At 53.0% G+C, this 25534-nt stretch carries 27 protein-coding genes and 4 tRNA genes; 19 read left to right on the forward strand and 12 right to left on the reverse strand.

The genetic code is table 11. The annotated features are described in order from the left end of the window. Positions 1–81: 81 nt before the first annotated feature. Positions 82–1488, forward strand: coding sequence for a sodium:alanine symporter family protein (locus Q3Y66_RS09255; protein WP_008958022.1), 1407 nt, complete (start codon positions 82–84; stop codon positions 1486–1488). A 126-nt stretch (positions 1489–1614) separates the two neighbouring features. Further along, positions 1615–2727 carry a glycine cleavage system aminomethyltransferase GcvT gene (gene gcvT, locus Q3Y66_RS09260; RefSeq protein ID WP_008958021.1) on the forward strand — a complete coding sequence of 371 codons (1113 nt, stop codon included), beginning with the start codon at positions 1615–1617 and terminating at the stop codon, positions 2725–2727. 85 nt (positions 2728–2812) lie between these two features. On the opposite strand, the gene Q3Y66_RS09265 is transcribed toward gcvT, so the two are convergent. The 3 genes from Q3Y66_RS09265 to Q3Y66_RS09275 form a co-directional block, all read right to left on the reverse strand. Continuing rightward, positions 2813–3595 carry a murein hydrolase activator EnvC gene (locus Q3Y66_RS09265; RefSeq protein WP_035586845.1) on the reverse strand — a complete coding sequence of 261 codons (783 nt, stop codon included), beginning with the start codon at positions 3593–3595 and terminating at the stop codon, positions 2813–2815. Between the two features lie 116 nt (positions 3596–3711). Continuing rightward, entirely contained in the window at positions 3712–4593 is an 882-nt protein-coding gene (locus Q3Y66_RS09270; protein ID WP_008958019.1) for an acyltransferase, read from the reverse strand. A gap of 118 nt (positions 4594–4711) precedes the next feature. Continuing rightward, positions 4712–5608 (reverse strand): LysR family transcriptional regulator, encoded by an 897-nt coding sequence (locus Q3Y66_RS09275; RefSeq protein ID WP_008958018.1) that lies wholly within the window; start codon positions 5606–5608, stop codon positions 4712–4714. Between the two features lie 165 nt (positions 5609–5773). Between Q3Y66_RS09275 and Q3Y66_RS09280 the strand changes: the two genes are divergently transcribed. Then, positions 5774–6472 carry a CoA transferase subunit A gene (locus tag Q3Y66_RS09280; protein WP_008958017.1) on the forward strand — a complete coding sequence of 233 codons (699 nt, stop codon included), beginning with the start codon at positions 5774–5776 and terminating at the stop codon, positions 6470–6472. Between the two features lie 78 nt (positions 6473–6550). Further along, entirely contained in the window at positions 6551–7213 is a 663-nt protein-coding gene (locus tag Q3Y66_RS09285; protein WP_008958016.1) for a CoA transferase subunit B, read from the forward strand. An 80-nt stretch (positions 7214–7293) separates the two neighbouring features. On the opposite strand, the gene Q3Y66_RS09290 is transcribed toward Q3Y66_RS09285, so the two are convergent. Both Q3Y66_RS09290 and Q3Y66_RS09295 read right to left on the reverse strand, forming a co-directional pair. Continuing rightward, the gene (locus Q3Y66_RS09290) at positions 7294–8061 is read right to left on the reverse strand and encodes a hypothetical protein (protein ID WP_008958015.1); all 768 of its coding nucleotides are present in this window, start codon (positions 8059–8061) and stop codon (positions 7294–7296) included. A 139-nt stretch (positions 8062–8200) separates the two neighbouring features. Continuing rightward, positions 8201–8464: a GrxA family glutaredoxin gene (locus Q3Y66_RS09295; protein ID WP_008958014.1), complete on the reverse strand. Its 264-nt coding sequence runs from the start codon at positions 8462–8464 to the stop codon at positions 8201–8203. 134 nt (positions 8465–8598) lie between these two features. Here Q3Y66_RS09295 and hybE point away from each other — a divergent pair, with 134 nt between their 5' ends. Next, positions 8599–9057: a [NiFe]-hydrogenase assembly chaperone HybE gene (gene hybE, locus Q3Y66_RS09300; RefSeq protein WP_008958013.1), complete on the forward strand. Its 459-nt coding sequence runs from the start codon at positions 8599–8601 to the stop codon at positions 9055–9057. Positions 9058–9124: 67 nt separating this feature from the next. Further along, on the forward strand, positions 9125–9898 hold the full coding sequence (locus tag Q3Y66_RS09305; protein WP_008958012.1) for a 3-hydroxybutyrate dehydrogenase: 774 nt from the start codon (positions 9125–9127) through the stop codon (positions 9896–9898). 69 nt (positions 9899–9967) lie between these two features. Here Q3Y66_RS09305 and Q3Y66_RS09310 read toward each other — a convergent pair whose 3' ends face one another. The 3 genes from Q3Y66_RS09310 to Q3Y66_RS09320 are packed head-to-tail and all read right to left on the reverse strand — an operon-like array spanning position 9968 to position 12246. Continuing rightward, a complete protein-coding gene (locus Q3Y66_RS09310; protein WP_008958011.1) occupies positions 9968–10507 on the reverse strand; it encodes a response regulator transcription factor in 540 nt (179 codons plus the stop codon). Positions 10508–10550: 43 nt separating this feature from the next. Beyond that, entirely contained in the window at positions 10551–11822 is a 1272-nt protein-coding gene (locus Q3Y66_RS09315; RefSeq protein ID WP_008958010.1) for an ATP-binding protein, read from the reverse strand. Positions 11823–11829: 7 nt separating this feature from the next. Beyond that, positions 11830–12246 (reverse strand): hypothetical protein, encoded by a 417-nt coding sequence (locus Q3Y66_RS09320; RefSeq protein WP_008958009.1) that lies wholly within the window; start codon positions 12244–12246, stop codon positions 11830–11832. Positions 12247–12438: 192 nt separating this feature from the next. Here Q3Y66_RS09320 and pyrC point away from each other — a divergent pair, with 192 nt between their 5' ends. Beyond that, complete coding sequence (gene pyrC, locus Q3Y66_RS09325) at positions 12439–13476, forward strand: dihydroorotase (protein WP_008958008.1); 1038 nt, start codon at positions 12439–12441, stop codon at positions 13474–13476. Positions 13477–13491: 15 nt separating this feature from the next. Here pyrC and mtnN read toward each other — a convergent pair whose 3' ends face one another. Then, positions 13492–14199: a 5'-methylthioadenosine/S-adenosylhomocysteine nucleosidase gene (mtnN, locus tag Q3Y66_RS09330; RefSeq protein WP_008958007.1), complete on the reverse strand. Its 708-nt coding sequence runs from the start codon at positions 14197–14199 to the stop codon at positions 13492–13494. A 39-nt stretch (positions 14200–14238) separates the two neighbouring features. After that, positions 14239–15111 carry a bifunctional methylenetetrahydrofolate dehydrogenase/methenyltetrahydrofolate cyclohydrolase FolD gene (gene folD / locus Q3Y66_RS09335; RefSeq protein WP_008958006.1) on the reverse strand — a complete coding sequence of 291 codons (873 nt, stop codon included), beginning with the start codon at positions 15109–15111 and terminating at the stop codon, positions 14239–14241. Positions 15112–15368: 257 nt separating this feature from the next. Here folD and Q3Y66_RS09340 point away from each other — a divergent pair. From Q3Y66_RS09340 to Q3Y66_RS09355, 4 genes are all read left to right on the forward strand, one after another. Beyond that, a tRNA-Pro gene (locus Q3Y66_RS09340) sits at positions 15369–15445 on the forward strand. Between the two features lie 91 nt (positions 15446–15536). Further along, positions 15537–15613: transfer RNA gene (locus Q3Y66_RS09345), tRNA-Arg, on the forward strand. 80 nt (positions 15614–15693) lie between these two features. Then, a tRNA-His gene (locus tag Q3Y66_RS09350) sits at positions 15694–15768 on the forward strand. Between the two features lie 34 nt (positions 15769–15802). Beyond that, positions 15803–15877 (forward strand) — tRNA-His (locus tag Q3Y66_RS09355). Positions 15878–15978: 101 nt separating this feature from the next. Here the strand turns inward: Q3Y66_RS09355 and Q3Y66_RS09360 are convergent. Beyond that, positions 15979–16281, reverse strand: a complete 303-nt coding sequence (locus tag Q3Y66_RS09360) for an ammonium transporter (protein ID WP_008958005.1) — start codon at positions 16279–16281, stop codon at positions 15979–15981. Positions 16282–16604: 323 nt separating this feature from the next. On the opposite strand from Q3Y66_RS09360, the gene Q3Y66_RS09365 reads away from it, so the two are divergent. The 4 genes from Q3Y66_RS09365 to Q3Y66_RS09380 all read left to right on the forward strand — a co-directional run bounded on the left by Q3Y66_RS09365 (position 16605) and on the right by Q3Y66_RS09380 (position 20785). After that, a complete protein-coding gene (locus tag Q3Y66_RS09365) occupies positions 16605–17846 on the forward strand; it encodes an FAD-binding oxidoreductase (RefSeq protein WP_008958004.1) in 1242 nt (413 codons plus the stop codon). A 138-nt stretch (positions 17847–17984) separates the two neighbouring features. Next, complete coding sequence (locus Q3Y66_RS09370; protein ID WP_008958003.1) at positions 17985–18194, forward strand: putative motility protein; 210 nt, start codon at positions 17985–17987, stop codon at positions 18192–18194. 225 nt (positions 18195–18419) lie between these two features. Then, positions 18420–20009, forward strand: coding sequence for a peptide chain release factor 3 (locus tag Q3Y66_RS09375; protein ID WP_008958002.1), 1590 nt, complete (start codon positions 18420–18422; stop codon positions 20007–20009). Between the two features lie 8 nt (positions 20010–20017). After that, entirely contained in the window at positions 20018–20785 is a 768-nt protein-coding gene (locus Q3Y66_RS09380; RefSeq protein ID WP_008958001.1) for a TatD family hydrolase, read from the forward strand. Positions 20786–20796: 11 nt separating this feature from the next. On the opposite strand, the gene Q3Y66_RS09385 is transcribed toward Q3Y66_RS09380, so the two are convergent. Then, positions 20797–21780, reverse strand: coding sequence for a folate-binding protein YgfZ (locus Q3Y66_RS09385; RefSeq protein WP_008958000.1), 984 nt, complete (start codon positions 21778–21780; stop codon positions 20797–20799). 173 nt (positions 21781–21953) lie between these two features. On the opposite strand from Q3Y66_RS09385, the gene Q3Y66_RS09390 reads away from it, so the two are divergent. The 4 genes from Q3Y66_RS09390 to nei are packed head-to-tail and all read left to right on the forward strand — an operon-like array spanning position 21954 to position 25444. Continuing rightward, the gene (locus Q3Y66_RS09390; RefSeq protein WP_008957999.1) at positions 21954–22151 is read left to right on the forward strand and encodes a hypothetical protein; all 198 of its coding nucleotides are present in this window, start codon (positions 21954–21956) and stop codon (positions 22149–22151) included. Beyond that, entirely contained in the window at positions 22151–22558 is a 408-nt protein-coding gene (locus Q3Y66_RS09395; RefSeq protein WP_008957998.1) for an OsmC family protein, read from the forward strand. The genes Q3Y66_RS09390 and Q3Y66_RS09395 overlap by 1 nt, the downstream gene beginning before the upstream one ends. Positions 22559–22593: 35 nt before the next feature. Continuing rightward, positions 22594–24618, forward strand: coding sequence for an excinuclease ABC subunit UvrB (gene uvrB / locus Q3Y66_RS09400; protein ID WP_008957997.1), 2025 nt, complete (start codon positions 22594–22596; stop codon positions 24616–24618). A 4-nt stretch (positions 24619–24622) separates the two neighbouring features. Further along, the gene (gene nei / locus Q3Y66_RS09405) at positions 24623–25444 is read left to right on the forward strand and encodes an endonuclease VIII (RefSeq protein ID WP_008957996.1); all 822 of its coding nucleotides are present in this window, start codon (positions 24623–24625) and stop codon (positions 25442–25444) included. The last annotated feature ends 90 nt before the right edge of the window (positions 25445–25534 follow it).

Consider the following 25534-nt stretch of genomic DNA (forward strand, 5'->3'; position numbering starts at 1 on the left):
GAAGACCACTAGCTACATAGTGTAAAACATGAAGATTCTGGGTTAACAAATGCAAAAAACTAACAGGGTGAGGAGAAGCAAATGGAAACATTAACTAGCCTCTTGGGGGCAATCAACGGCGTGGTGTGGGGACCCATCATGTTGATCTTGCTCCTGGGTGTAGGTATCTACCTGCAGATTGGTTTGAAACTGATGCCGATTAGAAAGCTCGGTATGGGTTTCAAGCTAATGTGGGCAGGACGTGAGCCAAAACCAAGCGCTGATAAAGCGGTGAGTAAAGAGGGTGATGAGGGGGAAATATCTCCCTTTGATGCGTTGATGACAGCGCTGTCGGCGACCATCGGTACCGGTAACATTGCCGGTGTCGCCACAGCGATTGCGCTAGGTGGCCCTGGCGCGGTTTTTTGGATGTGGATTACCGCGCTAGTAGGGATGGCGACGAAATTTGCCGAAGCGGTATTGGCTGTCCGTTACCGTGAAACCGATAGCACTGGCTTCCACGTCGGTGGGCCGATGTTTTATATCAAAAACGGCTTGGGCAAAAAATGGCTCTGGTTGGGCGGTGTCTTTGCTTTCTTTGGCGCCGTGGCTGCTTTCGGTATTGGTAATACCGTACAGTCGAACTCGGTAGCCGATGCCATGGATGCCACTTTTGGCGTGCCGCACTGGATCACGGGTGTGATCATTATGGTGCTGGCAGGAGCGGTAATTCTAGGTGGTATCAAGCGTATCGCTAAGGTGGCGGGTAAACTGGTCCCCATCATGGGCATTGCCTATGTGGTGGCAGGTCTGCTGGTATTGATCATTAACGCCGGACAGATTGGCGAAGCTTTTGGCTTAATCTTTTACTACGCCTTTAACCCGATGGCGGCGGCCGGTGGTTTTGCCGGTGCAGCGGTTATGGCGGCGATTCGCTTTGGTGTGGCGCGCGGCATTTTCTCTAACGAAGCGGGTTTAGGTAGTGCGCCGATTGCCCACGCAGCGGCAAAAACCAAAAATCCGGTTCGCCAGGGCTTAATCGCGATGCTGGGTACCTTTATCGATACCATTATTGTCTGCACGATTACCGCGCTGGTGATTTTGACTTCTACCGTATGGATCGACGGAGAAGCCGGCGCATCGCTGACCGCGCTCTCTTTTGACGCCGCACTGCCAGGATTCGGCAATCAAATTGTCGCGGTCGCCTTGGCAATCTTTGCCTTTACCACCATTCTTGGCTGGTCATTTTATGGTGAGAAGTGCTGCCAGTTCCTGTTTGGCACGCGTTCTATCATGATCTATCGCGTGCTGTTCGTGCTGGCGATCCCGCTAGGCGCCATCGCTCAGTTGGGCTTTATCTGGTTAATGGCGGATACCTTCAATGCCATGATGGCCATTCCCAACCTAATTGCCTTGGCACTGCTTTCGCCGGTAGTCTTTAAGCTAACCAAGGACTATTTCGATGGCAAAGATGTGCTGCCGGGTGAAGAGCTGGAGCACGATCAATAAAACCTTCAGCTTGTTAGGTGAGCTGCAAGTATATGTTTGATGTATAGCTAAATGGAGTCGGGAAGGCACACAGGTGGCTTCCCGTTCTCTTTTGAGAGTGAAGAATTTCTAAGTGAGGAATCCCCCATGTCTGAATTAAAGCAAACGCCGCTGCACGCGCTGCACCTCAAGTTGGGTGCCAAAATGGTGCCTTTTGCTGGCTACGAAATGCCTGTGCAGTACCCGCTGGGGGTCAAAAAGGAGCATGAACACACTCGCCAGAAGTGCGGCCTGTTTGACGTCTCACACATGGGCCAGATTAGTGTCTCCGGCAATAATGCTGCTGAAGCGCTGGAAACCTTGATACCCGCTGATTTAGTGGGGCTTGCAAAAGGCGCTCAACGGTATGGGCTATTCACCAGCACTGAAGGCGGTATTATTGATGACCTGATGGTGGTCAACGCAGGCGATCATTTTTATCTCGTAGTGAACGCTGCATGCAAAGATCAGGATTTAGCGCATTTGCGTTTAAATTTAGCTTCCACCCATGAGATTGAAACATTAGACCGTGGCTTGCTGGCGCTCCAAGGGCCCCAGGCGCGAGATGTGATGCAGCGGTTGTGCCCTGAAGCGTGCGAGCTAGTGTTTATGCAGCATGGCCGCTTCACTATTGCGGGGCAGGAAGTGTGGGTGAGCCGCAGTGGCTATACCGGTGAAGATGGCTTTGAAATTTCAGTCGCGGCTGATGCCTGCGAAGCCTTCGCCGAGCGGTTGCTGGCAGAGCCTGAAGTAGAGGCTATTGGCTTGGGCGCACGGGATTCATTGCGTCTGGAAGCAGGGTTATGCCTCTACGGGCACGATATGGATATGCAAACGACGCCTGTTGAAGCCGGGCTTATTTGGGCGATTGGTAAACCGCGTCGCCATGGCGGCGAACGTGCAGGCGGTTTTCCAGGCGCTGACGTTATCCTGCATCAAGTTGACGCCAAAGATCATACCCGCAAGCGCGTTGGACTGTTAGCCGACGGTCGTGCGCCTGTAAGAGAGGGGGCGACACTGGTAGACGAAGCGGGCAATGAGATTGGGGTGGTGACATCGGGCAGCTTTGGACCGAGCATCGGTAAACCGGTGGCGATGGGCTATGTGACCCGTGAGCTGGAGGCACCGCAAAGCACTGTGTACGCGGTAGTGCGTGGTAAGCAGTTACCCATGGTGGTTACCCCTATGCCGTTTGTAAAACCTGGCTACTATCGCGGCTAACAAAACGGCAGACACTAGACTAAACCCCACGGCCCCTGTTTAAGCAGGGGCCGCTTGGTTTTTAACCAGTGCTTTACGAAGAGCTTTAGCGCAGCACCTGCCTAGGATCGATGGGTTTACCACCCTGGCGCAGATCAAAGAGGAGATCGTAGCGCTGGGTTGCATCACTTTGGCCTACTTCGCAAAGCGCATCACCCGCGCTCACCTGCTTACCCACCTCGACCAATATGCGGTCACAAAGGGCGTATACGGTTTGAAGATTGTCGGCATGGTGCACAATCACTACTTCGCCGAGCTGGCGCATACCATCAGCAAAACGTACTTCACCGGCGGCGACGGATTTTGCCTGGGCGCCCGCTTGTGTTGCCAGCAGCATTGGCTGGAGAGTGCCACGACTATCTGGGCCAAAGCGGCGAACCACACGATAATCATCCAATGGCCAGGGCCAGCGTCTAGCTGAAGCGGGCAGCGCCTGATTGGGTGCACTACTGGGCGCGGCAGCGGGTCGGTTAGGGCTAGATGAGCCACTACTGCTAGCAGCGGTTCGAGGCGCAGAGCCGCCAAGCGGAACGCTAACGACTTGGCCTACTCGTAAGTTAGTGGGCGTGGCGCTAGGGTTGGCGCTCTGAATACGGCCGCTGGTGGTACCAAAATGGCGGGCGACACTCGTAAACGTATCGCCGGGGCGAATTTGGTAACGATAAGGACCCCCGGAGGGCGCGCGTTCTTGCTGAGTGGGGATCAATAACCGTTGGCCTACCTCTAGCCGTCGTGCATTCACGCCTGGGTTAAATCGTTGTAATCGTTCTAGCGGCACATTAGCGCGGGCCGCCATTTGCCCGAGTGTGTCACCGCGCTGTACCTGCACCCAATTGCCACTAATCTGAGTAGCATTAGGGGCCGCCGCACGCTGAGATGACGATTGAGGCGCATTGGCACAGCCAACAAGCATTCCGGCTAATAGGCAGGTGCTTAACCAGCCAATCAGTCGTGATCGGTTTTGCCGTCCAACAGGCCATCTTTTTCCCGCCAGAGTGAATTGATCCATGTGTGGAAACGTTCCTTATGCTGCTTTTCGTCGTGGTTATTAGGTGCGTACATCCACTGAGGAATATCTAGTTGCCGTGCGTGCAGCGTAATGGGCGCTTCATTACCGCACAAAAAACCCCAAAAAGTGGGGGACGGGTTGGTATAGCTAATCGTTACGTCCAGAATACCATCTAATTGACTGCCTAGCAGGCTAAGTACCTGGGCAACGCCACCTGCTTTGGGGCGCAACAAGTGACGATAAGGGCTTTGCTGGGCATCGCGCTTGGCGACGCTAAAACGCGTGCCTTCGACAAAATTAAAAATCGCAATCGGGGCATTACGTGCCTGTTGGCACATACGCTCGGTAGATGTACGGTCAATGGTGGCAAGTTTGGGGTTTTTAGCTATTTGTTCACGGCTAAAGCGGCGCATGAAGGGAAATTCGAGTGCCCAAAAAGCCAAGCCCACGATGGGTATCCAGATTAATTGACGTTTGAGGAAAAACCGCGGCATCGGTATCCGGCGGTGTAACGCCATGAATAGCATAAAGATATCCGTCCAACTGCGGTGATTGGATATCACCAGCCACCATTGATGGGGGCTCAACTGCTCGGGAACCGTGATCGATACGTCAGGCTTAAGCCAGCGCCGCATCCACCACAGATTAAAGCCAATCCAGTTGAGTGCCACGGCATTTAAACCCAGCAGCACCTTCTGTTTCAGTCGCTGCCCGGGAACAATGAGTTTGAGTAGCGTCAACAGAATCAGAGGTACGCCCCAGAATAGCGTGTTGAGGGTTAGCAGCAGAGCGCTGACAAGCCCTTTTAAAATAGGCATACCACGTTTCCTTACCGTCAGACGAATAGCGTAATACTGAATGCTAAATGATCCTAGCCACGCTGCCCAGCAGAAACCCAGTTCGTCTCATCAACTGTCTCAACAACATAGTAGGGGGTTAGTCACCAGAGAGAGACGGTGCTTGGACCGTCTCAAGCAGTACAGTGCGAAGCGCATGGGCGGCAACGGAAAGCTCTTGATGCGTCAAAATACCCACTCGGCAAGAGATGGCTGGCGCTGTTAGCGGTATGCACCGGGCGCCCAGTTCATGCATTTGTCGAATACACATAGAAGGCACCGCGCTCACCCCTAATCCGTCAGCAACCATTCTTCCGACGGTGGAGAGCTGGTGGCTTTCAAACGCCACCGGCAGTTCCATGTGTTGTTTCCGAAGCTCCTGTTCCAGTAAGCGGCGCACCATAGAAGGGCGCTGCAGCGTGATAAAGTCGTGATTGAGAAGGGTCGACCAAGCGAGCTGTGAGGCTTGATTTAGCGAGGAAGTCGGCGGTACCACAGCGACAAAATGATCTTCAAACAGGGGTGTAAACAGTAGGCTGCCCGCGCCTTCCGGTGAAAAAGCGATACCCATTTCCACCTGTCGAGAACGCACCATTTCAGTGACTTCTTCATTGATCACGTCGTGGACTGTGATATTGATTTTGGGATATTGCTGGCGAAACTTAACTAACGCTGCGGGTAATAAATTACAGGCGAAAGCAGGCATGGCGGCGACGCTTAACCTACCCAGCTGAAGCGTGAAGCGCTGGCGCAACCGCTCTTCGGTATTATCCCATTGGGCCAGCAAGTGTTTGGCCAGCGGTAGCAGCGACTCGCCTTCTGGAGTTAGCCTAACGCTCCGGGTGCTCCGGATTAACAATTTGCCCCCCAACGACTCTTCTAACCCCTTGATCGCCAAGCTGAGCGCTGGCTGGGATAAATGCAACCGCTCACAGGCTTGGGTAAAGCTGAGCGTTTGGGCGACCGCGAGAAAGGCGCGCAGCTGTTTGACAGTCATAAAGTGCCTTTTATAAGTTTTACCAATAAATTGATAAGAAAAACAAACTTAACAAATATATCATCTGGCACAACACTGGCACTATCGTAAGGGGCGGTCTATGTATTATTGACAGCTCTTATCAATGACCACTCATATTTAATGACAACAACGTGAGGCACAACAATGGCAGGATTCGATAAGCGAGTATCTTCCTACGAAGAAGCGATGGAAGGCATCGAGAGCGGTATGACCGTCATTGCTGGCGGCTTTGGCCTATGTGGCATTCCCGAAAACCTGATCGCTGAAATCAAGCGGCGCGGCGTTAAAGACCTCACCGTGGTTTCAAATAACTGTGGTGTGGATGGTTTTGGCTTGGGGATACTGCTTGAAGATCGTCAAATCAGTAAAATTCTGGCCTCTTACGTCGGTGAAAACGCGTTATTTGAGAAGCAAATGCTGAACGATGAAATTGAGGTGGTGTTGACGCCTCAAGGCACGTTGGCGGAAAAAATGCGCGCAGGTGGCGCGGGTATCCCTGCTTTTTACACTGCCACCGGCTACGGCACGCCAATTGGCGAAGGCAAGGAAGTACGTGTCTTCAATGACCGGCACTATATTTTAGAAGAAGCCATTATTGGTGACTTTGCTATTGTGAAAGGCTGGAAAGCGGATCGCTATGGCAATGTAATGTATCGCCATACAGCACAAAATTTTAACCCCATGGCCGCCACCGCGGGGAAAATCACCGTGGTAGAAGTTGAAGAAATTGTGGAGCCGGGTGAGCTTGAGCCTAGCCAGATCCATACGCCAGGCATTTATGTGGATCGGATTATTCAAGGCACGTTTGAAAAGCGCATTGAAAAACGCACGGTGCGTAGTTAAGTCACCGCTTTTTCAAAGACTTAAATTTCAAGTGTCTCACTCGCTTCCCATTTAATGATTCAACAAGAGGTAGTCACCATGGCTTTAACACGAGAACAGATGGCACAGCGTGTCGCTCGCGAACTTCAAGATGGCTTTTACGTCAATTTGGGCATTGGTATTCCCACCCTGGTTGCGAATTACATTCCAGACGGCATTGATGTCATGCTGCAATCCGAAAACGGACTGCTGGGGATGGGCCGTTACCCCACCGAAGAAGAGCTTGATGCGGATATGATCAATGCGGGTAAAGAGACCGTGACGGCGCGCCCGGGAGCGGCGATTTTCTCTTCAGCTGAGTCCTTTGCCATGATTCGTGGTGGGCATGTGGATTTGACCGTACTGGGCGCCTTTGAGGTTGATCAACAAGGCAATATCGCCTCGTGGATGATCCCCGGCAAGCTTATCAAAGGCATGGGCGGCGCCATGGACCTGGTGGCTGGCGCTGACAATATTATTTGCACCATGACGCATGCCTCCAAGCATGGGGAATCCAAACTGCTGGAAAAATGCGAGCTGCCGCTGACGGGGGCTGGTTGTATTAACCGCGTTTTGACCGATCTCGCTTATCTGGAAATCAAAGACGGTGCATTTATCCTCAAAGAGCGTGCGCCCGGCGTTAGCGTTGAAGAAATTGTTGAAAAAACAGCGGGCAAGCTAATCGTGCCAGACCACGTGCCTGAAATGACCTTTGACGCTTAATAAGGCACCACGTCAACCTTAAGCCGAATAGCATTAGAGAGAGTGGAATAGTGAGACTCTAACTGAAAAGAGTTAGCGTCTCACGCCATTTCACAGCGTGTGTGATGGGGCAGAAGTACGTCGGCTAGGCGCTCATGACTATGCTCTACATGTTTTTGGACAAGCGCCAGCCCTCCTAAGCAGAGGCGATGCTCATCGCCATCGGCGAATACTGCTTTCTGCGGTGTCGTTGGGTAAAAACGATGGTCGAGCAGTGATGATACCGTAAAAACACCGTTCTGCTGCTCTTGAAGGCTCAGCATACCTACCTCTTTGATACGTTGATCCAAAACGGCTAACGGTTCGCCAAGCTGACCACAATCAAAGCCCGCGTGGTGCAAGCGGGGTCCCATCACTGCAAGCCATGCGGCAAGTGGGTGGGCCTGCTGCAACTGCTGATAAAGCGCCCAAGAGGGCATTGGCCAGGGTCTACCGCGACAGAGTAAATTATGCCCTTTGCAATCCTGGGGATGCGATTGACGCACCAGTCCTTCAATCGCTTCTCGCGGCGCTTTAGAAAGGGTGCCTATTTGCAATTCGGCAAGCACCAGCCAGCTACAGCCATCGCTGGGGGCTAGTAAGTGCACGAGTAGGCCTTTGTCCGCCATGGCGTAGTGACTAATAGCGCGGTAGCCCATATGGGCTAAATTGCTGCTAAGCGCGGTAGCCGAAAAAGGACCGTAGTTGAGTGTGACTAACGTTAAATATTCGGCTGCGGCCGAGAGTGGCCACAGCCTTAATGCCCCAATATCGGGGTGCGTATGTACGTAGTCTAGCCACAGCTGCTGAACAAACTCCTGACGCTGCATGGTGAACTCCTTGCCCAAAAGTGGCACACCTCGCGTGGGCCATGAGTAACTGCACAGTATAGGCAAGCAAGGCAGGTAAGGGTTCAACGGGTATTAACGAGCGTTTTAACGGCAGCGCAGTGCCAATCGCCAATTACTATTAAACGGCGAGGAGCTGTTTGTCGCGGACAAACTGATCAAACTCGGTAAAGCCACCGACATGGGTTTGATCAACAAATACTTGCGGTACGGTGTGAATGGGTTTGCCAGCGGTCTTGGCGATATCTTCCTTAGTAACGCCTTCAGAAGGCATATCGACATAGCGGTACCCTTCAATTTTCCCAGCTTTTTCCAAGTGTTCCGCAAGGTGTTTAGCACGTACACAGAAGGGGCAGGACATCCGACCAAAAATAACCACAAACATAGGTGGCGCTCCTTTACGATAAGCAGAATAAGTTACAAAGTGGAACGTAACCGAGTGAAAAGTCTTTGCGGCACGATAAATCTGCGCCCATTGTGGCTTAGCAGCGCTTATTTCGCCAATAGCAGCTCGCTACATTGCCCATTAATGCCTGTTATCACCTGGAAAAAATTCACACGTTTATGTATATGCTAACTGCTGACGAATACGCCCTTCTTGCTAAACTGGCGAAGGCCTATCGAGATGTGCATTTACCTTCCATGAAACAACAGGAGGGATGGAACCCGCGTTTAGGGTTTGATGCGCTATGCTTTCAGCATCATGGTGCAGGAAATATGGTGGGCGCGTTGATTACACCCTGTGAACTTTGGCTGGTTGTGGTGCCTGATCAATCCCGTCTCACGAAAGCCTTGGCAAATACGCTGAAGCTTACCTTACCTTCAGGTGCCTATCAGCTGTCTCTTGAGCGGCTACCAGGTTCATATGGGCTCTATAAGCGCGCAATCTTGCGCAATCTAGAAGAGCTCGAGAATATGCAGGAGGCTGCTAGGTTGGCGCAGCAAATGATGGCGCGTTTAATGCAACCTGCCGATTAGCCTGACGCTTAACCACGTACCGCTATACTGAAGACACCTTCTGACCACTTATGCCAAGGAAATGCCTATGACTTCTTCATCCGTTTCAACGCCGCGTGTAGCGCTGGTCACCGGTACTAGCAGTGGTATCGGTGCTGCGGTTGTTAAGCACTTTTGCGAGCTAGGCCATCAAGTGCTTGCTGTCGACTTTAACCCGGCGGGAAAAGCGATTGCTGAACAGGCTGGCGCTGCCTTTTTTGAAGCTGACCTGACCGACCCAGATGCCTGCCGTGCGGCGGTAGCCGATGCGGTTAAGCGTTTTGGCGGGGTTGATATATTGGTCAATAACGCCGGTATCCAGCATGTTGCGTCGATCGAGACATTTCCCGAGGAAAAATGGCGGCAGATTATGGATCTGATGCTGACCGCTCCCTTTCTGCTCACGCAAGCGGCCTGGCCGCACATGCGCGAAAAAGGCTGGGGGCGCATCGTTAACGTGGCTTCAATACATGCCCAAGTGGCCTCGCCAGGTAAAGCAGCTTACATCAGCGCCAAGCACGGAATGATTGGCCTGACCAAAACTGCAGCGTTGGAAGGAGGGGAGCAAGGGATTACTGCTAACGCTGTTTGCCCCGCCTATGTGAAAACACCACTGGTGGATAATCAGATCGCCGACCAAGCTAAATTGCACGGGATGGATGAGCAGGAAGTAATTGAGAAAGTCATGCTCAAACAGGCGGCGATCAAACGCCTGATCGAGCCTGAGGAAGTGGCGCAATTAGTCGCCTACCTGGCGTCCGATGCCGCCGGTGCGGTGACCGGATCAAGCTTTAATATAGACCTTGGCTGGACGGCGCATTAAACGTTCAGGCCCCCGCCATAAACGTTTTAGTAGGGTGGGGGCTTGGACAGCGAGCAACTAATCAACAATCTAACGCCGCACTGGGCGTTTTTGTAATTTGCGCTGCAGGGTGCGGCGATGCATGCCCAGTGCTCGGGCGGTGGCCGATATATTGCCGTCGTGTTCCTGGAGTACCTTCTGAATATGCTCCCAGGTAATGCGGTTAATTGAAGGTGGATTATCAGCCAGCTCAATATCAGGGTCGCCACTTTGGCGCTCAAAGGCCGTTAGCACGTCGTCCGCATCTACCGGCTTGCAGAGATAATTAACAGCACCAAGCTTAATGGCCTCAACGGCAGTTGCAATGCTGGAGTAGCCTGTCAGCACCACAATGCGACACTGGGGCGAAATGGCAAGTAGCTCGGGAAGCAGCTTTAAGCCTGAACTATTTTCCAGTTTTAGATCAAGGGTCGCCATCGTGGGTAAGTACTGGGCGGCCATTGCCAGGGCCTGATCGGCATCTTGGGCAACAATGACTTCGTAACCACGCCGCGTTAAAGCGCGATTTAGCACATGACAAAACATTTCATCGTCATCAACAATCAGCAGGCGTTGGTCTCGCGTTTGCATGTTGTCCTCAATTTATTAAAGGCAATGCTTGGGGCAGCCGGGTTTAATGCGGTGCCGCGCAGCGGGGCAGGGTAACTTCCGTTAGTGTCCCCCCTTCTGGGTGATTATACAGGCTTACCCCACCTCCAAAGCGATTGATGGTGGCATGGGTTAAAAACAACCCAATACCCATGCCTTTGCTTTTTGTGGAGATAAACGTTTCCCCTAGCTGGTCGGCAATCGACATGGCCACCCCTGGGCCATGGTCGCGTATATCAATGACCACACTTTCATCCTGCCAATCTAAACGAATCGCAATGTGTTCTGGGTTGGCGTCGGCGGCGTTGTTCAACAGATTCGTTAACGCCTGGTCAAGCGTGGCATCAACCGCAAGCCATGGCCTGCTACGCTTCTCAGCCACCTCGAACTGATGGCTCACATCAGGCCTTAGCACTAGCCAGCGCTGCACAACGCCTGCTAGCCAAACTTCTGCATCAAGCACTTCAGGCTCTGCCATTCGGCGCCTATCCGCATTAGAGACTAAGTTTTGCAACCGTGATTTGCAGACGTCCACCTGCTGACGCAGTAGGGTAATGTCCTCATGCAGTTCAGACTCAGGTAGCGCGTCGGCCTGCATTTCTTTGAGTAGCACCGCCATGGTAGAGAGCGGCGTTCCCAATTCATGCGCTGTGCCGGCGGCTTGAGTGGCTACTGCCAATACCTGTTCATTACGCAACGCGGCTTCTCGGGTGCGGGAAAGTGCCTGATCCCGGCTACGCAATGCGTGGGCCATTTTGTAGATAAAAAAGGTCACCAGCCCTGCTGAAAGGCCAAAGTTAAGCCACATGCCCAAAATGTGCAGGCTCAAGGGGCTGTCGCTATTAATATGACCCAATTGCGGGATTGGGTAGTAAGAGAACATTAAAGAGGTATACCCCGCCATAGCGCAGGCGGCAATGATCCAGGCGTGGCGCCAGGGCAGGGTGGCCGCGGCAATCGTGACGGGCACCAAGTAGTAAGTAATAAAAGGATTTGTCGAGCCGCCCGAAAAGTAAAACAGTAGCGTGAGCCCGGCGATGTCGGCCAATAGATGCAGTAAATATTCGAAGTGTGTAACAGCGCGTGGTCGCCCCAGTCGCCACCATGTGGCGATATTGAGTATGCCCATCGCGATCACCACACTCACCACAGCCGTCACCGGTAAATCGAAGGCGAGCAATTCGACACCCACAATAATTGCCAGTAAAAAACCGGTCCAGGTGATGCCGCGCACGATAGTGAGCCGCACTAAATTACGGTTGGGTGTAGAGAGCGGAAGTGGTAGAGCCGTTGGCATGATGAACTTACTTAGTCCTGGTTTTTAGGCCATGAATAACAAATTTAATAAACAACGTCATGACGTAGGTGGCCCAGCCAGCAGAGGCCAGGATATTAAATAGCAGCATTTTCGGCGGCAACCAGGCGCTGCCTAAAAGGGCTTCCAGCATGATGTGGAAGAACATCGCCAGCAGCAGTGGCAGGGCTAAAATATGTATCCACATATCGGTACGGCGTTTGCGAATATGGTAACGACCCAGTAAATAACGCAGCGGGCGATGCGCCCAACAGAACACCACGAGAGCACCAATCACTAACAAACTGGCGAGGGTAGGTTCCGTGCTGCCCATATGGACAGACAGCGAAATTGACCAAGCCAGGCTTAGCCATAACACGCCCTCCAGGCTGGCAATGACATCCGCATAACGCCGCACATTCTGCATAAACAATCGGGCCCTTAACGTTAACCGCGAGCTATCAACCCTAGTCGTTAAGACGGGTTCATTAAGAAAAGTGCCATCATGATACGACACTTGGGCAAATGTGTGGTGCTCGAAGAGTGGATTTATCCAATCGCGCAATTGCGTATACTGTCGCTATCATTTTTCCGACATCACTCCAGTACAGGACTCGCCGTGGACACTGTAACACTGACCCGCCCCGATGATTGGCATCTTCATTTACGCGATGGTGAAGCGCTAAAGGCGGTGGTAGGCCATACCGCCGCACAGATGGGGCGGGCCATCATTATGCCTAATCTAACCCCGCCGATCACCACAACCTCTCAGGCGATTGATTACCGTCAGCGTATCCTAGACGCCTTACCTGCGGGCAGTGCTTTTGAGCCCTTAATGGTGCTTTACCTTACCGATACCACGCCCCCCGAAGAGATTGAACGCGCTGCGCAGAGCGGCATCGTCAAAGCGGTCAAGCTTTACCCAGCGGGCGCCACTACAAATTCTGAGTCAGGTGTGACCGACTTGGCCCATTGTGATGCCACCATTGCCAAGATGGTTGAAGTAGGCATGCCCCTGTTAGTGCATGGCGAGGTCACTACCGCTGAGATTGATATTTTTGATCGCGAAGCGGTATTTATTGAAAACGTAATGAAGCCGTTACTGGAGCGCCACCCAACGCTGAAAGTGGTGTTTGAACATATCACTACTCAGCAGGCCGCAGAGTTTGTCGCACAAGCGCCGGACAGCGTGGCCGCTACCATTACCGCCCATCACTTACTGTTCAATCGCAATAAAATGTTGGTCGGTGGTATTCGCCCTCACTACTACTGCTTGCCGATTCTCAAGCGTGAGCAGCATCGTCAGGCGCTTTTGAAAGCAGCCACCAGCGGTAGCCACAAGTTCTTTTTGGGTACCGATAGCGCGCCTCACTCTCAGGGTGCTAAAGAGTCAAGCTGCGGCTGTGCGGGTGCTTATACCGCCCCCGCCGCCATTGAGCTTTACGCTACTGCTTTCGATGAAATGAATGCCTTGGACAAACTGGAAGCCTTTGCCAGCCTTAACGGGCCGCGCTTTTATGGCCTGACGCCTAACGCTGACACCATGACGTTAGAACGACGCGAATGGCGACTGCCGGAGAGCTACTCCTATGCCCAGGGCGAGGCGATTATTCCGCTATTGGCGGGCGAATCGCTTGGATGGGCCATTAAGGCATAGCCGTGAGATGCCCAGCTAGCCTTGGCTAAGCTGCTTCAGCATTTGATCGACCATGCGCGATGAGTGGTCGGCAGCTACTTCCAAAAACTCATCAAAAGAGAGGTGGTTGTCGCCGCTGCCGGGAATGTCAGAGAGCGCGCGGATCACGACGAAAGGGCACTCATAGAGATAGCATGTCTGAGCAATCGCAGCGCCTTCCATCTCGACGGCCAGCATGGTGGGAAACTGGGCGCGGGTTGCTTCTACGCGCGCGGGATCGGCCATAAAGGCGTCTCCCGTGGCGATCAGGCCTTCGCGGACGTGGACCTCGCCTAATGATGCAATGGCGTTACGGGCAATGTCTCGTAGCGCCGTGTCGGCCTGATAGGCGGCGGGCATCCCAGGCACTTGGCCAATCTCATAGCCAAATACGACGGCGTCAACATCATGATGGCGTACTTCATCAGAGATGATCACGTCACCAATCTTTAAATCGGTGGCAAATCCACCCGCCGAACCGGTATTGATAATGGCGTCGGGTTGGTGGCGCTCCAATAAAATAGCGGTGCCCACTGCCGCGTTGACTTTGCCAATCCCTGACTGCAAAACAATGACCTCAAGGCCGTAACGCGTGCCAGTATGAAAAACAAAGCCCGCATGCTCATAGCATTCTGCATTATCTAACTGAGCTACCAAGGTGCTTACTTCCTGCGCCATTGCGCCAATAATACCAATACGTTGCACTGCGCCATGCTCCTGCATAAAAGGGGGAAAATGTATAAATCAGGCGTGATCCTGGGGCGTCAAATCGTGCCGTTCAGCGGCTTCAAGCGTATTTTCGAGCAGCGTTGCGACGGTCATGGGCCCCACGCCGCCCGGAACCGGGGTGATAAAGCTGGCGCGTTCAGCGGCGGCGGCGAAATCAAGGTCGCCTTTTAGCGTGCCATCGTCCTGGCGATTAATACCTACATCAATCACGACAGCCCCTGGCTTAATCCATTCCCCTTTAACGATGCCTGGCTTGCCAACGGCTACCACCACAATATCAGCGCGGCTAACGTGGTCTTTAAGGTTCTGGGTAAAACGGTGGCATACGGTAGTGGTACAGCCCGCCAGCATCAGTTCAAGCGCCATAGGGCGGCCGACAATGTTAGAAGCGCCGACCACGGTGGCATCCAAGCCGCGTAGCGCGATATCGCTTTGCGCCAATAAGGTCATGATGCCTTTAGGGGTGCAAGGGCGTAGCGCAGGCATACGCTGTGCTAGGCGACCAATGTTGTAAGGGTGAAAGCCATCAACATCTTTATCAGGACGAATGCGCTCTAAAATAGGGCCGGCATCTAAGTGCTTGGGTAGTGGCAGTTGAACCAGTATGCCATCTACGGCCGGGTCGCTATTGAGCTGATCAACCAGCGTTTCTAAGTCATGCTGAGAGGTCGCAGTGGGCAGAGTATGCTGGAAGGAAAGAATGCCTGCCTGTTCGCAGGCGCGGTGCTTATTACTGACGTAAACGTGAGAGGCGGGATCATCTCCTACCACAACTACGGCTAGGCCCGGTGCTCGTGCGCCTGCATCTTTACGTGCGGCAACCTTCTCGGCAACCTGTTGGCGAACAGTAGCAGCGATGGCTTTGCCATCGATTAGTTGGGCAGTCATGTAGAGAAATCCCTGTGGACGTGGAAAAGGGCTAGGCGGTGTCTCGAAGCCTTTTGACGTAATGGCTTTTAAGGCAGTACCTAGTGCTGCTAGCGCAGTTGGCTACGCTTTCTAAGGCGGCAATTTTCGCACGCTAGGGCACCCAGGCAAAGCGCCTTCACGAACAATCACTTTAATGGTTGACTTTAAAATTAAAAATAGTAATATATGCCTCGCTTGAGACGGACCAAGCGGTAGCGTCTAGGGTGATGAAAAATCGGGATGTAGCGCAGTCTGGTAGCGCGCCTGCTTTGGGAGCAGGATGTCGGGGGTTCGAATCCCTCCATCCCGACCACACCTAAACGTGAAAGGTAGTAGCTTGCTTTTTCAAGCTTTGGTTGTGGTCTAGTGCTCATCAGTATTCGTTGTTTCTGAATGCTTTTTGTGCGCCCATAGCTCAACCGGATAGAGCAACGGCCTTCTAAGCCGTAGGTTGCGGGTTCGATTCCTGCTGGGCGTGCCACCTAATTTCAGTGGTAACAACCCGTCAGAGAATCATATCTTCAAGCATTTAATACTTGTTTCTACGTAAGATTGTCTATGGTGGGTGTAGCTCAGGGGTAGAGCCCCGGATTGTGACTCCGGTGGTCGTGGGTTCAAATCCCATCATCCACCCCAGTGACAATATTTGCGTTTCCAGTTTTAGGTTGTGGTGGGTGTAGCTCAGTGGTAGAGCCCCGGATTGTGACTCCGGTGGTCGTGGGTTCAAGTCCCATCATCCACCCCATTACCCCGCATATTCCCTTCTTGTTATCTCCTCTTTTTTAGCTTTTATCTTTCAGCGATTAGGCCCTTTTTAGGGATTTTCTCGTTTCTGGTTTTATATCCCTACGTTCTTATTAACATGTTCTTGCTAGCCGAAGCGTCTAACAGTCTGCCGAATAACCTCGTGCCTACAACGCCGCCAGACGAATCACCAAACATGATGCCGAATCCGATGAGCCAAAAAACACTGACGGCAATCGCAAAGTCCGCTACGTTTTTCATAGCGACATTAATCGCGTTCTTGGTACGCGTTGTGCCAGCCTCTAAGCATAGAAAACCAGCTTGCATCACAAATACCAGAGCGGCTGCCCAGAGTACCCAGAGCGTATCGATCAGCGAGCTATCCAGATTTAGCGTGGCAGGCATGGTGTTTTCCTTTGTCACTAGTACGAGGGCATCTTTTGGTGCGAGCGCTTCTTTTGGTGCTTTATGTGTTTTTCGCAGAGGAGGAGTGGCCGTTACGACGTCGTCAATTGCCTACCGTTCAGGTTGCCTAATAGAAACTAAGCAATTGTTATGCCGCTAATAGTGTTGTCATCCTTTTTAGCTCGCTATGGAGCATTAATTACTTATTTTTGGCTCTAAAACAGCGTTTTCTACTATATTAATGCAGTTGGTTTGGTGATATTTTTCAAATAGTTATTACTTACCAATCATGGTGCTGAATCGACAGCGGGGAGTGCATCAACATGGCGCGTCAAACGGTGGTTTTAGGAGCAGGGATGGTAGGTGTCAGCATTGCCTGGCATCTGCGTCAGCGCGGTCATGAGGTTACCGTGGTAGACCGTCTTCAGCCTGGTCGAGAAACCTCGTTTGGCAATGCAGGCATTATTCAGCGAGAAGCTGTTAGGCCTTACCCCTTTCCACGGGATGTCAAAACGCTCCTGAGCGTGTTGCCTAACCGCCGGGTTGATATTCGCTATCGTCCTGCGGGCATGGTGAATGCTGCTTCTCCACTGTTGCGCTACTGGATGAATTCAGCGCCGAAGGCTTACCAGAAAATCGTGCCGGAATATGCATCTTTGATTCAGCAGTCACTGAAGACTCACGGCCCGATGATTGAGGCTGCCGGAGCGGAACACTTAGTGCGCAGACAGGGATGGCTTGAGCTTTACCGTACCCCTGAAAAGTTGGCCGCACGGTTAAAAGATGCCGAAGAGGCGCGCCGTCTTTATGGTGTTCAATTTGAGCAACTGGATCGGGCTGCGCTGATGGAGAAAGAGCCTTCCCTTAGCGAACATATTATTGGCGCGATTCACTGGCTCGACCCTTGGACCGTGGCCGACCCCGGTGCGCTGGTCGCGGCTTATGCTCAAGCATTCAGCAATGATGGCGGGCGCATTCTGCAGGCGGATATCACCTCGGTTCAGCAGGTGGGTGGCCGGTGGCAGGTAAGTACTGCCGCTGAAACGTTAGAAGCAGACGACGTCGTGGTGGCGCTAGGGCCTTGGGCGGGTAGCTGGCTGAAGGAGCTTGGCTACCATTTCCCCACCTTTGTGAAGCGTGGCTATCACATGCACTACGCCCCACAAGCAGAGGCCAAGCTAAATTACTGGGTCATGGATGCTGAAATTGGCTACCTGCTGGCGCCGATGAATGCGGGTATCCGCTTGACCACCGGGGCAGAGTTAGACCGCCTTGATGCCCCCGCCGACGTTAACCAGCTGGGCGCGGCAGAGAAAGTGGCGCGCAGCGTGTTTCCGTTAGGGGAACGCCGCGATGAAGCCCCTTGGAAAGGTGCGCGGCCGTGCCTGCCCGATATGAAGCCGGTGATTGGTCCAGCGCCACGTCATCCAGGGCTATGGCTTGCTTTTGGTCACGGTCATCAAGGCTTTACGTTAGGGCCCGCTACCGGCCACTTGTTGGCGGATATGATGGAAGGGCAGCCAACGGCTATCGATATGGCGCCATTTCGCGCTGACAGGTTTTAAATAGACCTACCACTATTAACGCTTAGGCAGACTAAGCCGATAGTAATTAGTGATAGCATTCGCAATAGTGATGTTTTTTGCGCGTCACTCAATGCTTTGCTAGTTTGTAGGTACGTTTGCACACCATGAGGTGGAAATATGGATGTAGGTATCAGTAGTGCAGTAAGCGCATCGTTGTACATGAACCAAGCGCAAACCGCTGAGCAGGCTCAAATGCAGGTGTTTAAAGAAGCCTTGGATACGCAAGCTAATCAGGTGACTGAAATAATGGCCTCTGCGAACACTGGCGCGCAGCCTGACTTGGCTAAAGAGGGAAGTGTAGGCACCCAGGTGAATACCTACGCTTGATGTTTTTTTATGGCCCCATTGAAGGCTGCTAGGTTATAAAAACGCTGACTTGTTCAGCGTTTTTTTTGGTCTTTTTCAAGGGCGTCACGTTTGACACCACCCGCGACAACAGCCGCCTCCAAGCGTTACAATTGCCGTAATGGACATAGCTCAACGCGCGTTGGCCAGTTAGCGAGAGCTTCTGATCGAGTGCTGCGGATGAGACCCTATATTTGAAGAGGCACAATGAAAGAGACTCAATTAGCCCGTGAAGCTGAGCTTCGCAGGACATTCGCTATTATTTCCCACCCCGACGCCGGTAAAACAACGATCACCGAAAAGATGCTGCTGTTTGGCAACGCCATCCAGCTAGCGGGCTCGGTTAAAAGCAAGCGCAATGATCGCCACGCAACGTCGGACTGGATGAAAATGGAGCAGGAGCGGGGCATCTCCGTCACTACCTCGGTGATGCAGTTCCCCTATGGTGGGCGTATTGTCAATCTGCTGGATACACCTGGCCACGAAGATTTCTCTGAAGACACCTACCGCACGCTCACGGCGGTTGACTCTGCCTTGATGGTGATCGATGGCGCCAAGGGCGTTGAGGATCGTACGATTAAGTTGATGGAAGTGTGTCGTCTGCGGACAACGCCGATCCTTACCTTTATCAATAAAATGGACCGCGATATTCGTGACCCCATTGAGGTGATGGATGAGGTCGAAACGGTACTCAATATTCAGTGTGCGCCAATGACCTGGCCAATTGGCATGGGGCGCCACTTTAAGGGCGTTTATCACCTGTATAACGATGTGGTTCACCTCTACACCCAGGGGCAAGGCAGCCGTATCCCCGATGATAAGCGGATCGAAGGCCTAAATAACCCTGAAGTAGATGCCGTGTTGGGTGAAGACCAGGCCGAAGAGCTGCGCATGGAAGTGGAGCTGGTGCGCGGCGCATCCCATGAGTTTGATCTGGACGCCTATCGCCGTGGAGAGCTATCGCCGGTCTATTTCGGTACGGCGATGGGTAACTTCGGGGTGCGTGAAATGCTAGATGGCTTTGTTGAATACGCGCCGCCGCCCCAGGCCCACGAAACCGACACCAGGGAAGTCACTTCTGATGATGATCGCTTCACTGGTTTCGTGTTTAAAATTCAGGCCAATATGGATCCCAATCACCGCGATCGCATTGCTTTCTTGCGGGTCTGTTCAGGCAAGTACGAAAAGAACATGAAGATGCGCCATGTGCGTATTGGTAAGGATGTCAAAATTGCCGACGCGTTGACCTTTATGGCCTCTGACCGCTCGCAGGTCGAAGAAGCGTGGCCCGGTGACATTATCGGCCTGCATAACCACGGTACGATTCAGATCGGCGACACCTTTACCGTCGGTGAAGATATGCGCTTTACCGGTATACCGCACTTTGCGCCAGAGCTCTTTAAGCGTGTGCGGTTAAAAGACCCGCTCAAGATGAAGGCGCTGCAAAAAGGCTTGCAGCAGCTTTCCGAAGAGGGCGCTACCCAGGTCTTTATGCCGATGGACAATAACGACCTGATTCTGGGTGCCGTGGGTACCCTGCAGTTCGATGTGGTCGCTCATCGCCTGAAAGAGGAGTACAAGGTCGACTGCTTGTACGAAGGCGTCAATGTGCAGACTGCCCGCTGGGTCTACTGTGAGGATGCTAAAAAACTCGAAGAGTTTAAGCGTAAAGCCAGCACTAACCTGGCGATTGATGGCGGCGGCTATCTCACTTATATCGCGCCGACTCGGGTTAACCTGCAGATGACCCAGGAGCGCTGGCCGGACATTCGCTTCCAACCCACCCGAGAACACTAAGTATTGGTATGTTAATCGACGCGCACTGCCATCTCGACTTTTCTGAGTTCGATCATGATCGAACTGAGGTGGTTGAGGCTGCTAAAGCGGTGGGTGTGGCGCGCTTTGTGGTGCCGGGTACAACCCGGGCCCGCTGGCAACAGGTGCTGGCGCTGAGCGAGCGGGATGACACCTCGGTTTGTCTGGGGCTTCATCCGTACTTTATGCAACAGCATCAAGAGGCCGACATCGAGGCGCTCGACCAATCGCTGGGCGAGCACCCTGAGGCCGTTGCGTTGGGCGAGTGTGGCATTGATGGCCGCTTTAGCGACACACTGGACGCGCAGTGGCATTACTTTGATGCTCAATTGAGGCTCGCTAAGCACCACTCACTGCCGGTAGTGGTGCACTGCGTTCATGCAAACGATAAGGTCGCCAAGCGACTTCGCCAGCTTGCGCTACCTCAAGCTGGGTTAATTCACGCTTTCTCAGGCTCTATTGAGCAGGCGAAAAAATTTCTCGATTTAGGTTTCAAGCTGGGATTGGGCGGCGCGGTAACTTATGAGCGTGCCAAACGGTTGCAGCGAACCGTTAAGGCACTGCCCGATGACGCTTTTGTGCTTGAAACCGACAGCCCTGATATGCCGCTAAGCGGCTACCAGGGCAAGCGTAATGAACCGTGCCGGGTAGCGGAAGTATGTAGTGTGGTGGCTGCCCTGCGCGGGCAAACGGCGGAACAGGTCGCGACCATAAGCAGCCATAACGCCACGACGCTGTTTGGCTTACCTCACGCTTAGAAAGCGGAAGGCTAGTTATTAAAGCCAACCGCCAGCTGTTCGGGGTCAACGCGCTCAATCGTATAGGGCAATGGTAGTAAGGTGGCTGGCGCTCCTGCGAGAAATATGGGCGTTGTTTCTTCCACGACCTTGGTACTCATCACTGCAAGCAGCTCGACGCCGCCTTGTTCGTTAAAGGCGCTGACCACGACTTCGCCCACCGCTTTATCATCACCGTTCGTCAGGCTGGTGCCTACCTCGGGTAGCGCTTCTGATAGTGCTTGCGCCTCTACGCTAATATGCATCAGACGCTTTTTAACCTGCCCGCGAAAGTGGGCGCGGGCGACGACTTCCTGGCCGGTATAGCAGCCTTTCTTGAAGCTAATCCCGCCTAACGCTTCCCAGTTAAGCATTTGCGGTAAAAAGTGATCCTGCTGCGCATCGGTCAACCACGCCAAGCCACTGCGAATATCCTCAAGCTGCCATGCGTTACGGCCTTCGTCGTCGTCCTGGATCGATATTTCGTCGCCATGGATATCGTGCTCGAAACACAATAGCCAACGCGGTGTCTTACCTGGGTAGCGCAGCGCACAGAGCTGATCATTGTTGGTGTGGGTGCCAACCTGCTCTGGGAATTGCAGGCCAAGTTGGTCAGCGAGTGACTGGGCGCCCTCATCGGTGCCGATGAACGTAAGGTTAGGCAGTGCCGTCAGTTCGGCCTTATAGAAGGCGGCGAACTTTTTAAGATGGTTGGCTAAACTCTCTAACAGGGTACTGCTGAGTAGCAGCCGAAAATGGTTTTCCCCCATGCGCAGCAACTGAGCATTGGCTAACATGCGGCCCTTAGGTGTGCAAAAACAGGTCAGCGGCGCAAAGTATCCATCGGCTAGGCTGACTTGGGCGCTAGTCTGGCCTTGAAGGAACTTTTCTGCATCGGCGCCTTTCACATCCAGCGCGGCTAAGTGAGTTAGGCGGACGCTGCCAAGGGCGGTATTGCGTGAGGTAACGGTCGCCATAAAAACTCCTGATCAAAGTGGTGATTTGTCAGCCATTCTACGCTTGCGGACAAATGAGTGTGCACGTATTGCCCTTAAGTGCGGGCAGTCGGCATTAATTGCAAGGCACTATTAGCGTGCTAGACTCTTTCCCTCGTAGGAGTCTTGCATAGGCCAATAGGCAGGGAAACGGTATGGCGCAGCAATCATTAACATTCCAGGGTGTTAAATCGGTCGAGCAGGTTAACAAAATTACCACAGCATTGATGATGCTGGACGGTGTTGACAGCGCCGAGGTGGGCCGCCACGGGGCTGATGTCGATGGACGTGCAAAGCGCGAAACGCTGATTAACGCCATTGAAAAACTCAAGCTAGGCATCAAGGTATCCTAATGCACATACCTATTACCGTCATTAGTGAGCGCAACCATGCCTTTAGGCAGCGTGTTGAAGTCGATGGACTAGAAGATTTGTATGCCGATGTACCGCCAGTGGTTGGTGGCGAGGGCAGTGCCCCTGATCCGCACGACTATTTCGATATCGCCTTGGGCACGTGTAAAGCAGTTACCGTGCAAATGTACGCCAAGCGAAAGGGATGGCTGCTTGAGGGAGTGACCGTCACGGTACAGCGCGATGATAGTCAGGAAAGAAAAGGTATTTATAAACTGAGTGTCGCCTTAACACTGCACGGTATTAATGACCCTGTGCAGCGCGCCAGGCTGGAAGAAATCAGCCATCGTTGTCCCATCCAGCGTTTGATGACCGAGTCCACGGTTGAGATAGAGACACGTCTTGTTTAGTTACCCTTAAAATAGTTTTCCTTTTTGGAGCATCGATGAGCAAAGCCTTTCGATTACAGTCAAAATTTCAGCCTGCCGGTGACCAGCCAGCCGCCATTAAAGAGCTGATTAGTGGCCTGGAGTCGGGGCTTGCCCATCAAACCCTGCTAGGCGTTACCGGCTCGGGCAAAACCTTCACCATGGCCAACATCGTCGAACAGCAGCAGCGCCCGACCATTGTGATGGCCCCTAACAAGACCCTTGCTGCGCAGCTTTACGGTGAGTTCAAGGCGTTTTTCCCCGATAACGCGGTAGAGTATTTCGTTTCCTACTACGACTACTATCAGCCGGAAGCCTATGTGCCTTCGTCTGATACGTTTATTGAGAAAGATGCCTCTATCAATGACCACATTGAGCAGATGCGCCTTTCGGCCACTAAAGCGCTGCTGGAGCGCCGGGATGCGCTGATTGTGGTATCGGTGTCAGCCATTTACGGTCTGGGTGACCCGGACCAGTATCTAAAGATGCGCCTCCACTTTACCCGTGGTGAACTGATCGACCAGCGCGCCTTCCTGCGTCGCCTGGCCGAGCTGCAATACACCCGTAATGATATGGACTTTCGGCGCGGGACCTACCGGGTACGTGGTGACGTGATCGATATCTTCCCCGCTGACTCTGATGAAGAAGCGGTGCGTGTGGAGCTATTCGATAGCGAAATCGATACGATTCGCTTGTTCGACCCGTTGACCGGTGCCGTCAAGGGCGAAGTGCCGCGTATGACCATTTACCCTAAATCGCACTATGTTACGCCGCGGGAAACCATTCTAGGCGCCATTGATGCCATTAAAGAAGAGCTCAAACAGCGTCTTGAGTGGATGCGCAAGCATGAGCGCCTAGTCGAAGCGCAACGCCTGGAGCAACGTACGCTTTATGACATCGAGATGATGCTGGAGTTGGGCTACTGCAACGGCATTGAAAACTATTCCCGCTATCTATCAGGGCGTGCGCCCGGCGAGCCACCGCCGACATTTTTTGATTACCTGCCCGATGATGCACTGCTGTTTATTGATGAGTCGCATGTCAGCGTGCCCCAAGTGGGCGGCATGTATAAAGGTGACCGTTCGCGCAAAGAGACATTGGTGGAGTACGGTTTTCGGCTGCCTTCAGCGCTGGATAACCGACCCATGAAGTTTGAGGAGTGGGAGGCGATTTCCCCGCAGACTATCTTTGTCTCCGCCACCCCCGGGCGCTATGAGGGCGAACACGCCAGTCAAATCGTTGAGCAAGTGGTACGGCCTACCGGTCTGTTGGACCCTGAAATCGAGGTGCGCCCGGCCAGTACCCAGGTGGATGATTTGCTTTCTGAAATTGGTCTGCGTACCGCCGTAGGTGAACGGGTGCTGGTCACTACGTTAACCAAACGTATGGCGGAGGACCTGACCGAATACTTTGACGAGCACGGTATTCGGGTTCGCTATCTGCACTCGGATATCGATACCGTCGAGCGTGTTGAGATCATTCGCGATCTCCGTTTAGGCAAGTTTGATGTACTGGTGGGTATCAACCTGTTGCGTGAAGGGTTGGATATTCCCGAAGTGTCGTTGGTGGCCATTTTGGATGCCGATAAAGAAGGCTTTCTACGCTCCGAGCGCTCGTTGATACAAACGATTGGCCGTGCTGCTCGTAACGCTCACGGCAAGGCGATTCTCTACGGCGACCGGATTACTGACTCGATGCGCAAAGCCATCGATGAAACCGAGCGTCGGCGAGCGAAGCAGACTGAGCACAATCTAGAGCATGGCATTACGCCGACGACGATAACGCGTTCGGTGTCCGATATTCTGGAAGCCGCCCAAGCGCCGGGCAAAAAGAACAGCCGTCGGCGCGGCAGTGAACGCAAAGTGGCGGAAAGCGCCGCTGAGTACGATGTGTCCACCATGAATAAGCATGATCTGCTGGGTGCGATTAGCAAGCTTGAGGATGCCATGTTCGAAGCAGCGCAAAACCTGGAGTTTGAAGAGGCGGCGCAGCTGCGCGATCAGCTCCATCAAATGAAAGAAAAACAGCTGGCGCTGGGCTAGCGGCATGCCAGAAGGGCCAGAAATTCGTCGGGCGGCCGATCGTGTTCAACAGCAGATAGGCGGTCGGGTAATTGATGAAGCTTGGTTCGCCTTTCCCGAGCTTGCCAGCCAAGCAGACTCTTTCACTGGTGTTCAGGTGTCACGGGTAGATACGCGTGGCAAAGCAATGCTGATCCGGTTTGCTGATGAGCGGGTGCTTTACTCACATAATCAACTCTATGGGGTTTGGAAGCTGCATAGTGAGGATAAACCTCCCGCCACAAAGCGCACGTTACGCGTTCGTTTGACGGCAGAAGGGCGCTGCGCAAGTCTTTACAGCGCTTCCGATATCTCGCTTTGGCATCGCGACAATCTCACCGAGCACCCATTTTTGGCCCGTTTAGGTCCTGATTTATTGAGCCAGGATGTAACCCCCGCGGATGTTCTGCAGCGATTAAATCTCAAGCAGTTTCACCGGCGAAGCCTGGGTGCGCTGTTGCTCGATCAAGGATTAGTGGCGGGGCTCGGCAATTATCTGCGCTCTGAAATCTTATTCTTTACCCAGTTGCCAGCTAGCGCTCGGCCGATAGGTCTCACCACCAATCAACAACAATCGCTTGCGCGCTCTATTATCGAAACAACTCGGCAAGCGTACCAAACCGCAGGTGTGACCAATCGAGAGGCCTGGATTGAACAGGCTAAAGCAGCGGGTGAGTCACGTAAGCAGTGGCGTTTTGCGGCATTTGATCGCGCAGGTCTTGAGTGCCACCGCTGTGGTTCGGTGATCGAGCGCCGAATGGTGGGATCGCGAAGGCTCTACTATTGCCCGCATTGCCAAGGCAGTTAATAGCTTCGATGATTTTATACCGTTATCTTGATTGTTGTTAGCAATAACTAAAACGCTAATTTCTGTAGCCAGAACACTACCGAGGAGTGC

This window comes from Halomonas sp. HAL1 (genome assembly GCF_030544485.1).
Taxonomy (GTDB): Bacteria; Pseudomonadota; Gammaproteobacteria; order Pseudomonadales; family Halomonadaceae; genus Vreelandella; species Vreelandella arctica.